Origin of the sequence: Streptomyces sp. NPDC006487 (assembly GCF_042870555.1) — a bacterium.
Lineage (GTDB): Bacteria > Actinomycetota > Actinomycetes > Streptomycetales > Streptomycetaceae > Streptomyces.
The window spans coordinates 275,606-287,839 of sequence record NZ_JBIAHN010000006.1; the positions used below are offsets into that span (position 1 = coordinate 275,606).

Sequence of the window (12,234 nt, forward strand, 5' to 3'; positions counted from 1 at the left end):
TCCACGGCGGGGATCCCCACAGGAACGGCGGCCTCTCATCGGTTTGCACCGAAGCTGCCGAATCCGCCGGAAACCCCATGCGGCCGCCCGTGCCTCTGGCAAGATCCTTCCATGTACACCAAGGGGGACGGACTCCACGCCTGGGTGACCGGGCTGGACGACCGCGCGCTCCGAGAACTGCTCATGATTCCGGGCATGTTGGCTCACATACCGGGGATCGGCGCCACCCTGAAGGGTCCGACGCCGCGTCTGCGGCGCCGCGAGGTCCTGGCGGCGCGCACGTGGCTGAACCGCACGACTCCGGGCAACCTCGCGGCGATCGCGCACTACGCGTCGGACTGGACGAGGCACCGTTGGGACCGGTGTTACGGGCATCCGGCAGAGCGGCTCTCGGCGCCCGCCGCGGACGACCTGCGGCAGATGCTGGGTGAGATCGACCCGGTGCTCGCGCAGATCACCTTGTACGACCTCTCCGACCGTCCCGTCGCCGACGGCGGGCTGGTCGGGGACCGCTGGGACGACCTGTGGGCCGCGGCCTCGACTCCCGGGACACCGTGCAGGTGCGAGCGGGGCGAGGGGCCGTGCCGTCCGGCGGACGGTGCCGATGCCGGATCCGATGCCCGATCCGATGCGTACGGGGAAGCAGTCGAGACGGATGCCATGCGAGGGGAAGGGGGCGACCCGTTGACCGAGGGGATCACCGAGGAACAGTTGCTCGCGTCACGGCGGGTGCTGAGCGAGCGGTCGGCGGAACTGGGCCGGGTGCTGGAGGCGGCGGGCGGACAGGTCCGAGCGGGAAGGGCCGTTCCGGATCTGCTGGCCGAGCAGTTGGACGCATGGCAGCAGGCGCGGTCCGTGATCGCGAGCGGGCTCGCCGTCGGCGGCCGGGAGTGGTCCGCGGATGCCGGCTTCGCCGAACTCGACGCGATCGTGCAGGAGTTGAGGGACACGGCGGCAGAGCACGCCGAGGAACTGCTCAGCCTGGAAGAGCACCGCGAGGGGCTCCGGGCCCTGCTGGACAAGGCCGCACCCGACGCGCCGCACCGCATTCCGCTGCAGCAGTCACTGACCATGGTGGAGACGCGCATGGGTGAACTCGTGGCGGCGGGGGCGGGGGCGTCCCGGCCCGTCGCGGCGCCGCCGGACGTCGCCCCGCCCGTCCCCGTGTCCGCACCGGATCGGGCGCCCGAACCGGTCGCGGAAGCCAGGCCGGCCGCGGAAGCCGGCCCGGCCGGGGAGCCGAAGCCGGCTCTCGCGGCGGAGCCGAATCCCGCACCCGGCCTGATTCCCGAGCCGGACGTCGAGGCCGCCCCCGATGCGGAGCCGGCCCTGGCCCGGAAGGCCGAGCCCGGACCTGCCGCGTCACCGGCCGTGGGATCCGCCCCGGCGCCCGCGCCGGAGGCAAACCCCGAGCCGGTCCTGAAGGCCGGAGCCGGGCCACGCGTGGCGGAGGTGCCGGCCCCGCGGCCGGAACAGACCCTCACGGACGCCCCGGACGCCCCGGATGCCCCGGACATCTCGCTGGACACGACGACCCCGGACCTCGTTGCGGCTGCGGCTACGAAGCCGTACTTCCTGCCCTGGGAACCGCCGGCGACGACCGGCGACGGCGACAGCGAGGCCCCGGTGGCCCGGCTCATCGCCCAGGGCCGCTTCCAGGAGGCGTACTGGACGACGGCCGGCTCGGCGGAGCCCCCGCACCGGGGCGCCTGCCTCGCCTTCGCCGAGGCGGCCTTCGCCTGCGGCGACGAGGAGGAGGCCGTCGCCGTGATGACCGGCTTCGACCCGGAGATCCAGCTGCTCCAGGCAGACCGGCCCGCCCTGGTGCTCGCCGCCGTGGCCTCCCTGCGGGCCGGCCTGCTGGCGGGCTGGCCCAACGACCTGCTGATCCAGACGGACCTCTCCTCCGCCGTGCCCGGGAACTGGGGCAAGCTCCTGGAACGGGCCGTCGACGCGCTGCGCCGCTACCACCGGCTCGACCTCGGTGCGACCCGCCTGACCACCGACAACATCCCGGGACTCACCCCCGACCAGCTCTCCTCCGAGGCCGCCGAACTGCGGGACGCACTGCGCCGCCAGCGCATCGGCTACACCCGCGCGACCCATGTCAGAACCCGGCTCATCGGCTCGGACCAGCCCCTGGGCAAGGCCCTGGACGGGGTCAGCGCCTGGGCCTCCGGCACCGTCGGGGCTGCGGACCTCGACCGGATCTGGGAGCTCTTCCGCAAGCGCGGCTCGGCGGAACGCATGATCGAGGAGGCCGACGCCGAGATCCGCACGCCGAAGCAGGCGAAGGAACCGATCGAGGCCGCTGCCAAACGCGCTCTGCTGCGCAGCATCGAGCAGGTGTCCGACCTGTTGTCCCGCGCACGGGCCCTGGCCGCCCCCGCCGTCGACGAACGAGCGGACACCGCCACCGCCCTGCGGCACGCCCTGGACCAGGTACGCGACGAAGCGCCCCCGCCCGGCGTCGAAGGGGCCGCGCTGCTGCGGCTGCGCACCTGGCTGCTGGGGGGCGACCGGTCGCCCGGCACCGCCGTCCCGGCGCGCGACCCGGACGCCGTGCGCGTGACGGACCAGCCCGGTACGGAGGCCCTGCTCGCGGCGCCGGAACTCCCGCGGTCGGCCGAGGGCGTGCCCCTGCCGGACGAGGAGGGATTCGGCGGGGCGGTACTCACGCTGCTGGAGCCCGTCGACGCCCGCACGGTGCTCCGGAGGTACTTCGACCGGGGCGACCTTCATCTCGCCGACGCCCTCGTCTCGGCGCTGGAACAGGACCGCGTCCCCGCCCTCCCGGCGGGCCTCGACGCCGTGCCGCGCGACTGGCGGCAGCTGCGCGAGCCCGAGTGGGCGCGCTGGACGGCCGTACACCGCAAGGCCCACGCCGAAGCGTTCACGCTCCTCGCCGAACTGCGGACCCAGCAGCTGGACATGCAGACGGAGCGCAAACTCGTCGGCCGCCTCGAGGAGCTGCGCCGGCCCGAGCCGGAAGGCGCGTTCGGCCACGCCTGCACCGGGATCACCGCCCTCGAGGCCGAGATGCGGGCGAAAGTCCGGGAGTACGTGGAACACCTCCACGAGAGCCTGGCCGCGCTGAACCCCACGGCCGAGGAGCAGCAACGCCTGACCTCGCTGCTCGACGCGGGCGACACGGTCACCGCCGAGGAGTGCCTGGCGCTGCTGCGGGAGGGCAAGCCGCTCCCCGACTGGAGCGGCACGGACTCGGGCGCGGAGCTGGACCGCTTCACCGCCGGCATCGAGCTCTCGGGGGTGCGCAAGGCCGCCGGCGCCCAGGGGTACTCCGCCCGCCCCTGGGCGGACTTCTACCTGGACGGGGAGCCCCTCACCGAGGGCGCGCGGAGCGGGCTGGAGTCGTGGGACGCCCTGTGCCGCCCCGCCACCCGGGGCTCGGAGTGGCAGCGGCACATCCCGTCGGTCCTGCGCGTGCTCGGGCTGGAATGCTCGCAAACGCCCGTCCGGGACCAGCAGCACGAGGTGCGCGGTGTTCTGCGGCTCAGCGCCCGGGCACGGGCGAGCGAGACCGCTCCCGGTTACGTGGCCGCTCTCGGGTCGGCCGCGTCCTCGTACACGATCCTCGTGGTCTCCGACGAGCAGCGCGGCCGCAGCCCGCTGGAACTGCTGGACAGCAGTGACTCCGGGGCGTGTCTGATCCTCTATCTGTACCCGCTCGGCCTGAACGGGCGCCGGGAGATGGCGGCCCGCGCACGCACCGCCTCGTCCCAGCAGGCGCTGGTGGTGGACCCGGCCGTGTTCGGCTGGGTCGCGGCACGCTCCCCGCGATCCTTCCGGGCCACTCAGCGGGTGACCCTGCCCTGGACCGCGTACAACCCGTACACGCCGTTCGTGGCCGGGCTCGTACCGCCGGAGGTCTTCTACGGCCGGCAGGAGGAAATCGCCGCCGTCACCGACCCGCTCGGCGCCCTGTTCCTCTACGGCGGGCGCCAGTTGGGCAAGTCCGCTCTGCTGCGCAAGGTGCAGGCGTCGTTCCCGGGCACCCCCGGCCGCAAGGCCATCTACGTCGACCTCAAGGCGCGCGGGGTGGGCGAGGCCGAGCCGGCCGAACGCATCTGGGCGGTACTCGAGGACGAGCTGAAGCGGGTGGGCGTGCTGGGCGAGGCCCCGAAATCCGGCCGTACTCCGGACGCGATGCTCGCCCAGGTGGAGAAGTGGCTGGAGGAGAGCCACGACCGCCGGGTGCTGGTGCTCGCCGACGAGGCCGACGCCTTCCTGACCGCGGACTCCAAGGCCGTCCGCGGGCGGGGCGGGGAGGCCACCTTCTCCAACGTGCTGCGCCTGAAGGGGCTGATGGACCGCACCGATCGCCGGTTCAAGATCGTGTTCGCGGGTCTGCACCAGGTCCAGCGCTTCAGCCACCTCTCCAACGTGCCCCTGACGCACGGCGGTCCGGATGTGCTGATCAGCACCCTGAAGCCGGCCGAGGCCCAGCGCCTCGTCGTGGAGCCGATGGCGGCCTTCGGGTACCGCTTCGAGCGTCCCGAGCTGGTGTGGCGCGTGCTCGCCGCGACCAACTACCAGGCGTGCCTGGTCCAGATCTTCTGCGAGCGGCTCGTCGCGGCCCTCCGCGCGAAGCCGCCGGCCTCGGCCGAGTGGCCGATCACGGTCACGGACGAGGACGTCCGGTCGGTGACGGGATCCGCCCAGGTTCACCGGCACATCGCCGAGCGGTTGCGGATCACCATCAACCTCGAAGACCGCTACCGGGTCCTCGCCCTGGTGATCGCGTTGCGCAGCCAGGAGGACCGCTACCGGTACGGCTACGACGCCGACGAACTGCTGAGAGCGGCCAAGGACCGCTGGCGGGAGGGCTTCAGCTCGCTCACCGCGACCGACGTACGGATCTATCTGGACGAGATGGTCGGTCTGGGCCTGCTCATCCAACTGGCCGACGCGCGCCTGTACGCCGTCCGCAGCCCGAACGTCGTCAGCATGCTGGGGACCCGAGAGGATCTCGAACTCGAGCTGCGCCAGACGGAGTTCGACCTCCCCTATGACTACAACCCGCGCTTCTCGAGGCGTTTCGTCGGATCGGACTCCGAGGGCATCGCCCGCTACAGTCCCCTGACGGAGCACCAGTTGCATCTGGTGACGGCGCCGGGGGTGGCCGCGGTCTGCCTGACCCAGGCCCACGGTCCCGCCCTGGTGAAGGCTGCGGTGCGCTCGTACTCCACCGCGCGCGGACTGGAATTCCGCGAGACGGTCCCCGGGGCCCTGCCCGAGGCCCTGACGAAGGATGCCGACGGCCGCCCGATCCTGATCCTGGCCGACGTCCGGGGTCGCGGATCCGTCGAGGTGGCGGACTGGGCGAAGGCCCTGCACGCCCATACCTCCTTGCCGGAGGGCGGGGCACCCCACCGGACGGCCGTCCTTCTCGTGGATCCGGACGAGCACGGCCAAGTGGAGGAGCTCATCACCAGTGTGGTGCACCCCGAGCGGTGGACCGCGGACAGTCTCCGCGCCTGGCCGGAGTGTCCGTTCGACACCCCGGACAAGCGGCGCCGGGTCATCGAACTCACCGGTGGCTGGCCCCACATGCTGGAGCGGACCGTGCACCGCATCACGCGGGAGGGCTCCACGCTCGAGTCCGCACTGGAGGATGCCCGGGACTTCATCGGGCAGACCGAATTCGCCCGTGCGCACCTGAAGCGGGTCGGACTCGACACGTGGCTGACGGAAGTGCTGACCGAGTGGAGCCAGTACGTGAATCCCGGCGAGGGATGCACCTACGCCGACATCTCGTCCGTCACCGGAATGCAGATCGAGGAGGTCGGAGCACTCGTGGGGCGGCTGCTCGACCACGGTGTCCTGGACGACGGACCGGAAGGCTGCTCACTGGACCGGATCACCTTCCGGGCGCTCCAGCTCCTGGCGGACCCTTCGTGATTCCCGCCCCCGAACCGGATGTGACCGCCGGAACCTCCGTGGCCGCACTGCCCGGAGTGCGGCTGTGGATGCGAAGGCTGCTGGCCGACTTGCGGTCGGGGCGGAGCTGCCTCTGCCTTTTCCCGCAGACCCAGTTGACCGGGGAGCCGGCCGCCGTCGAGGACTTGCTGAACGAGCTCCTCCACGAGCTGGCCGACTTCGTCCTCGTGCCCGCACCCGGCGACGGCGGGGCGCGCGGGAGTCGTGCCGCAGGCCCACCGGTTCCCCTGTCTTCGAGCCCGTGGGGCGACGGCCCGGACCCGATCCTGGACTACGACGACGGCCTGTCCGGGTTCTCGGCCGTGCGGACGAGGAGCGCGGCGGTGCCCGGGCCCCGGTCCCCGGCACCGGACGGCCCGCCGGAGGGAGCCACCTTCCACGACCTGGCCGACAGGATCGTCAAGGAACTGGGCGACAAGGCCTCGGACGAGAACCGGGGGCACACCGGAGTCGAGGGGCTGCTCGACCGCCTCACCGCCACTCCGGGCGGCCCCGGTGCGAGCCGGGTGATCCTGGTGCGCGGCTGGCAGGAACCGGCTCCGACGGCGGCGACCGAACTGCTGCGCCGGCTTTCCGCCACCGTCAAGGCGGCGGGTCTGCCTCCCGAACGGCGCCCCCGGCTGCTCGTACTGGCCACGTCGGCGGGGCTGCCCGTGGAGCTGCCGGAGCAGATCGCGCGCGAGGACATCGGCGTGCACTGGTGGTGGGGCGCCCTCGGCCGGCTGGACACCGCCACCGTGGTCGCCATGGCCCGGCCCCTCCCCTCCGGCCCGGCCGCCCGCCACCAGCTCCTCGAAGCGGTGGCGCAGGCCACCGTGGTCGAGGTGTGCGGGCCTTTCCTCGACCTCGCCGCGCGGCTGGCGGTGGAGTGGGACGGACTCCCGGACAGTCTTCCCGCGCAGTTGCGGCTCCTCACAGGCGGGCCCGTACCCGAGCGGACCACCGTGCCCGAGCGGACCGCCGTACCCGGGCCCCGGAGTTCGGAGCCCATCGCGGCCCTGCTCCATCCGAACGCCTCGCTGCGCCCCGAATGGGATCTGGGCAGGCTGGACCGATGGGACGGACGGCTGCGCCACCGGCCCGGCGGCGCAGCCGAGCACGAGCACAGCGTGCGCACCCGCATCTGGCTGGCCCAGAATCACGCTTTGCTGCCCCTGCTGGACGAGGCCCGTGAGCAGTTCACCGAGGTGATCGGGATCCGCTCCCGCCTCCCCCGGCCCGAACTCGCCGCCATCTACGGCCAGCGGGCCGAAATGGAACTCGGCATGATGTGGCGCGCCCACCTGCAGGGCCACGTGCGGCTCACGCAGCCGGAGGCCAACCGGCTGCGCACCCTGCGGGTGTCCCGCAACAAGCTCGCGCACCGCACCGCACTCGACAACACCGCTCTGGAGAGCCTGGTGCACGTCCTGTGCTCCTGAAGATCCGGGCACGTTTCTCCGGGTCGCGGTCGGGGCAGGGCTCGGGCGTCGTGCCGTTCCCGTCGCCCGGGGGATCAACAGGGGTGGCGAGTGCGTCCGGCGCCGTGTCAGTCCGAGAAGACAGGGGAGATCTTCTTGATGCCCGTGGTGATTTCCGCGATGTTATCCGTGATGGTGGCGCCCTCCGCGTTCTCCGCGCCCTCCGGCGTCGCCGTCTCGATGTACGAACTGCCGCTCCTGGCAGGCCATTCCAGTAGCTCGGCCCAGGCGATGAACGACGCCGGGGACGTCGTGGGGCTCTCCCTCGACGAGAACGACGAGGGTTACCTCGTACGGTGGGGCGCCGACGGCTCCCTCATCCGCCTGCAGGCCGTCTGCGGAGGTTCGGGCGGGCAGGCGGCCAAGATCGTCGAGGACGGCACCGTGGCCGGCTTCACCGCCACGGCGGACGGCGTGCGCCATGCCGCCCGATGGGACGCGTCGGGCGCCCTCACCCGGCTCGAGGAACCGCCGGGCTACGTCGACGGCGAAGCCCAGGACATCAACGACGCCCACGTCGCCGTGGGACGTCTGTCGACGGCCGGTCGCACGCGCCCGGTGCGCTGGGGCCCGGACGGCCGGGCGACCGTACTGCGCCTGCCCGCGAGGGCGGAGGGGGGCGTGGCCACCGGGATCAACAAGCGGGGAGAAATCGCCGGCCACGTGTTCGTGCCGGGCGAGAAGACCCGTGCCGTGCGCTGGGACACCGCGGGCCGTGTCCACGACCTCGGCTCGCTCGGGGGCTCGTACAGCGAGCCGGCCGCGATCAACGACCGCGGCACGGTGATCGGCCGGGCGACCGACGGGGCCGGGGAGTGGAAGGCCGTCCGTGCCCCGCGCGGGAAGAGGTTCGAGGCCCTGCCGTCACAGGGGATCGGCGCACGGTCCGTGAGCGTCAACAACGCCGACGTCGTCGTCGGGAACGTCAACGACCACGCCGTGAGGTGGGACGGGAACGACACCACCGAACTCGAGGTGCTGCCCGGCACGGGCCGGGTCTTCGTCAACGGGATCAACGACGCGGGGACCGGCGTCGGCACCTCCGACGAGCGTGCCGTGACATGGGACCCACGGGGGCGGGTCACCGCCCTTCCCCTTCCCGCCGGCATCGACAGGACCCAGCCGCTCGCGATCAACACGAACGGGAACGTCGCGGGTGACGTGGGCAGTTCGAGGAGCTGGCCGGTCCGCTGGCGCGCGGTCGTCTGGCGGTAGGCAGCCGGCGCGGCTCCCGCCCTCCCGCCGCTGCCCGCCCGGCCGGGACCGCCCGTGCGGCGGTCCCGGTCCGGCCCGGCCCGGCCCCCGCGGGCACTTCTTGACGATCACGTGAACGTTCGCGATCTTCCTGACGCGTGCGGGACCGATCGGGTTCTCCTTGCCCGAGGTGACGTGGACTTCCGTCCGCCACCGGTACACCACCGGTGCACCACCACCGTTTCCCGGAGAGGGAGTTGGAACATGAGGCAGCAGTACTTTCGGGTCCTGGTCGCGGTCGGGGTCCTCGCGCTGGGATCGGCCGGCACGGGGAGCGCGCACGCGAGCCCTGCCCCGCTCCGGAGCTGCCCGGCGGCGGCGGAGATCTTCGCCACCGACAACACGGCGATCATCACGGACCCGGCGGACCCCCGGCTGCGGACGCGCCTGCACCGCTTCGACCGCGAGGTGCGCGGCATCATCCGGTCCCACGGAGCGAAGCCCGGCTCCTCGACCCTGCTGGACGGAGTCTTCTGGTCCGGCGAGCTGAAGCAGACCACCTACGAGCGCTCGCGCGAGTTCGAGGTCGACCGGGTCGGCCCCGAGGGGCTGCGCCACATCGCCGGCGTCATCCGCAAGCAGTACCACCAGGAGTCGGTGCTGACGTTCCGCTGCCTGCCGCGGAACTCGCCGGACACCGACGCCGTGGAGATCCAGGCACCGGGAGTGAGCCCGACCCGCCTCCATGACGCCCTCCTCGCGGACCCCGAGGCCCGCGAACGGCTCGGCGGCGGCTCCGTCACCGTCGACGGCCGGCTCATCCTGATCGCACCGCTCGCCGATCTCCCCCTCGCCCGGAAGCTCACGGTGGAGCTGGGAGTCGACTGGGACACCGCGGAAGTGCGCTACGGGGATGAAGAGTTCGTGGGCTGACGATCCACACGATCCTTCCATTCATTGCAGATTCGTGAATTGAACCAAAGATTCGAAGGCGACTGGACGAGTTCGATCTACGATCCAGCTATCCCTTCGTTTGGCTCTTCCTCTGCACATGGATCACACGATGATTTCTGCACTGCCGCGTCGACGTACCCTGTTCGCCGCATCCACCGCCGCCGTCCTCACGCTCCTCCTGTCCGGCTGCGGCGCCGGAGACCCGGACGACCACCACATTCGGGTCGGCGTCTCCGGCGACTCCCCGGAGTGGGACGTCCTGGCCAGGGAGGCCAAGAAGGAGGGCCTCACCGTGGAGACGGTGGTGTTCGACGACTACTCGCTGCCCAACAAGGCTCTCAGCGCGGGCGACATCGAGCTCAACGCCTTCCAGCACCTGGTCTTCCTCGCCCAGTCCAACACCGAGAACAAGACCGACATCGCCCCCATCGCCGCGACCACGGTGGTCCCCCTCGGCCTCTACTCCAGCAAGCACAAGCAGCTCGCGGACCTCCCCGACCGGGCCGAGATAGCCCTTCCCAACGACCCCGCCAACCAGGGGCGCGGCCTGCGCGTACTGGAACAGGCGAAGATCATCGAGCTACGGAAGGACGCGGGCCTCTTCGCCACCCCCGACGACATCACCGCCAATCCCAAGCACGTCAAGCTCACTCCGGTCAACGCCCAGCAGACCCCCCGGACCCTCAAGGACACGGACGCCGCGATCATCAACGACGGCGTCGCCGAACTCGCGGGCATCAAGGCCGACACCGCGCTCTTCAAGGACGATCCCGCCGGGCCGCAGTCCGTCCCCTACCTGAACGTCATCGCCGCCCGCGCGGACCGGAAGGACGACGCGGACTATCAGAAGATCGTCAAGCTCTACGCGTCGCAGGTCGTGCAGGACGAGGTCCGCCGCACCAGCAACGGCACCGCCCACCACATCGAGCTGCCCGCCGCCGAACTGCAGGCCGAGGTGGCCCGGATCCAGAAGCAGCTGAAGCGATGACCGCCGCCGTGGAACTGCGCGATGTCGCGAAGGAGTTCCCGGGCGGAGCGCGCGCCGTCGACGGAGTCAGCCTCACCGTCGGGGCGGGCACCGTCCACGGCGTCGTCGGGCACAGCGGCGCGGGCAAGTCCACCCTGTTGCGCCTGGTCAACGGCCTCGAGGAGCCGACCTCGGGCAGCGTGCTGCTGAACGGCCAGGACCTCTCGTCCCTCGGCGAGCGCCGGCTGCGGCCCATCCGGCGTGAGATCGGCATGATCTTCCAGCAGTTCAACCTCTTCCGCTCGCGCACCGTCCTGGGCAACGTGCTCTACCCGCTGCGCCTCGCCGGGATGGACCGCACCTCGGCTCGGGCCCGCGCCGAGGAGACGCTGGACTTCGTGGGTCTCGCCGGCCACGGGAAGCGCTACCCCGAACAGCTCTCGGGCGGCCAGCGCCAGCGCGTCGGCATCGCCCGCGCGCTCGCCACCCGCCCCAAGGTCCTGCTGTGCGACGAGGCGACCTCCGCCCTCGACCCGCAGACCACCGGCGAGGTACTGGCCCTGCTGCGCCGGGTCAACCGCGAGCTGGGCGTCACGATCCTCCTCATCACCCACGAGATGGAGGTCGTACGGACCCTGTGCGACCGGGTCGCGGTCATGGAGGACGGCAAGGTGGTCGAGAGCGGCGAGGTCTACGAGGTCTTCGCACGGCCCCGCCACGCGACCACGGCCGCCTTCGTCCGCTCGGCACAGCACGGCGCGCCGGACGCCGGGCTCCTGGAACGGCTGCGCACCCGCCACCCCGGCCACCTGGTCACGCTGCCCGTCGTCGACGGCAACCCCGCCCTGGAGGGCCTCTCGGAGCTCCTGCGCGTCCACGGCGTCGACTTCACCTTCGTCCACGGAGGCGTCGCCGAGGTTCGCGGACGCCCCCTGGGCAGTGTGACGCTGGAGCTGCGCGGCGAGGCCGGCGCGGTCGAGGCCGTCGTCGCCGGGCTGCGCGTACCCGACCGCGCGGAAGCGGGTGTCCGGTGAAGGCCGACTGGAGCACGTTCTGGCCCAAGGTCCTCGACGCCACCGGCGAGACCGTCTACATGGTGCTGATCACCCTGGCGCTGTCGACCGTCAGCGGCCTGGCGGTGGGACTCACCCTCTACGCCACGCGCAAGGGCGGTGTCCTGCCGAACCGGATCGTCCACACGGTCCTGGGCCTGCTCATCAACATCATCCGGCCCGTGCCGTTCATCATCGCGATCGTCGCGCTCGCCCCGGTCACGCGCGGGGTGGTCGGCACGATGATCGGCACGAACGCCGCGATCTTCCCGATGACGGTCGTCGCGACGTTCGGGGTCGCCCGCATCGTGGAGTCCAACCTGCTGTCCGTCGAACCCGGCGTGATCGAGGCGGCACGCTCCATGGGCGCGAGCCCGTTGCGGATCCTGCTCACGGTCCTCGTCCCGGAGGCGCTCGGACCCCTGGTCCTCGGCATGACCTTCATGCTCGTCGCACTGATCGACTTCTCGGCGGTGGCCGGCACGGTCGGCGGCGGCGGCGTCGGCAACCTGGCGATGACCTACGGCTACCTGCGCTTCGACACCTCGGTGATGGTGGTGACGGTGCTCGTGCTGATCGCCCTCGTGCAGTCGGCGCAGCTCCTCGGCAACGTGGTGTCCCGCAAGGTGCTCCGCCGCTGACGCCA

At 71.9% G+C, this 12,234-nt stretch carries 7 protein-coding genes; all 7 read left to right on the top strand.

All coding sequences use genetic code 11. The features are described 5' to 3' along the window. Positions 1-111: 111 nt before the first annotated feature. The 7 genes from ACFYM0_RS12510 to ACFYM0_RS12540 all read left to right on the top strand — a co-directional run bounded on the left by ACFYM0_RS12510 (position 112) and on the right by ACFYM0_RS12540 (position 12,229). On the top strand, positions 112-5,922 hold the full coding sequence (locus tag ACFYM0_RS12510; protein WP_388499926.1) for a hypothetical protein: 5,811 nt from the start codon (positions 112-114) through the stop codon (positions 5,920-5,922). 38 nt (positions 5,923-5,960) lie between these two features. Next, positions 5,961-7,382: a hypothetical protein gene (locus ACFYM0_RS12515; RefSeq protein WP_388499929.1), complete on the top strand. Its 1,422-nt coding sequence runs from the start codon at positions 5,961-5,963 to the stop codon at positions 7,380-7,382. A 159-nt stretch (positions 7,383-7,541) separates the two neighbouring features. Further along, on the top strand, positions 7,542-8,636 hold the full coding sequence (locus ACFYM0_RS12520) for a hypothetical protein (protein WP_388499932.1): 1,095 nt from the start codon (positions 7,542-7,544) through the stop codon (positions 8,634-8,636). A gap of 243 nt (positions 8,637-8,879) precedes the next feature. Continuing rightward, complete coding sequence (locus ACFYM0_RS12525) at positions 8,880-9,548, top strand: hypothetical protein (protein ID WP_388499935.1); 669 nt, start codon at positions 8,880-8,882, stop codon at positions 9,546-9,548. A 130-nt stretch (positions 9,549-9,678) separates the two neighbouring features. Next, a complete protein-coding gene (locus tag ACFYM0_RS12530; protein ID WP_388499936.1) occupies positions 9,679-10,557 on the top strand; it encodes a MetQ/NlpA family ABC transporter substrate-binding protein in 879 nt (292 codons plus the stop codon). Beyond that, positions 10,554-11,570: a methionine ABC transporter ATP-binding protein gene (locus tag ACFYM0_RS12535; RefSeq protein WP_388499939.1), complete on the top strand. Its 1,017-nt coding sequence runs from the start codon at positions 10,554-10,556 to the stop codon at positions 11,568-11,570. The genes ACFYM0_RS12530 and ACFYM0_RS12535 overlap by 4 nt, the downstream gene beginning before the upstream one ends. Further along, positions 11,567-12,229 carry a methionine ABC transporter permease gene (locus ACFYM0_RS12540; protein WP_388499942.1) on the top strand — a complete coding sequence of 221 codons (663 nt, stop codon included), beginning with the start codon at positions 11,567-11,569 and terminating at the stop codon, positions 12,227-12,229. Before ACFYM0_RS12535 ends, ACFYM0_RS12540 begins: the two co-directional genes overlap by 4 nt. Positions 12,230-12,234: the final 5 nt, after the last annotated feature.

Excerpts from the sequence above, each read along its gene's own strand:
- ACFYM0_RS12535 (WP_388499939.1), top strand. The coding sequence starts at position 10,554 with ATGACCGCCGCCGTGGAACTGCGCGATGTCGCGAAGGAGTTCCCGGGC.
- ACFYM0_RS12530 (WP_388499936.1), top strand. The coding sequence starts at position 9,679 with ATGATTTCTGCACTGCCGCGTCGACGTACCCTGTTCGCCGCATCCACC.
- ACFYM0_RS12520 (WP_388499932.1), top strand. The coding sequence starts at position 7,542 with ATGTTATCCGTGATGGTGGCGCCCTCCGCGTTCTCCGCGCCCTCCGGC.
- ACFYM0_RS12510 (WP_388499926.1), top strand. The coding sequence starts at position 112 with ATGTACACCAAGGGGGACGGACTCCACGCCTGGGTGACCGGGCTGGAC.
- ACFYM0_RS12525 (WP_388499935.1), top strand. The coding sequence starts at position 8,880 with ATGAGGCAGCAGTACTTTCGGGTCCTGGTCGCGGTCGGGGTCCTCGCG.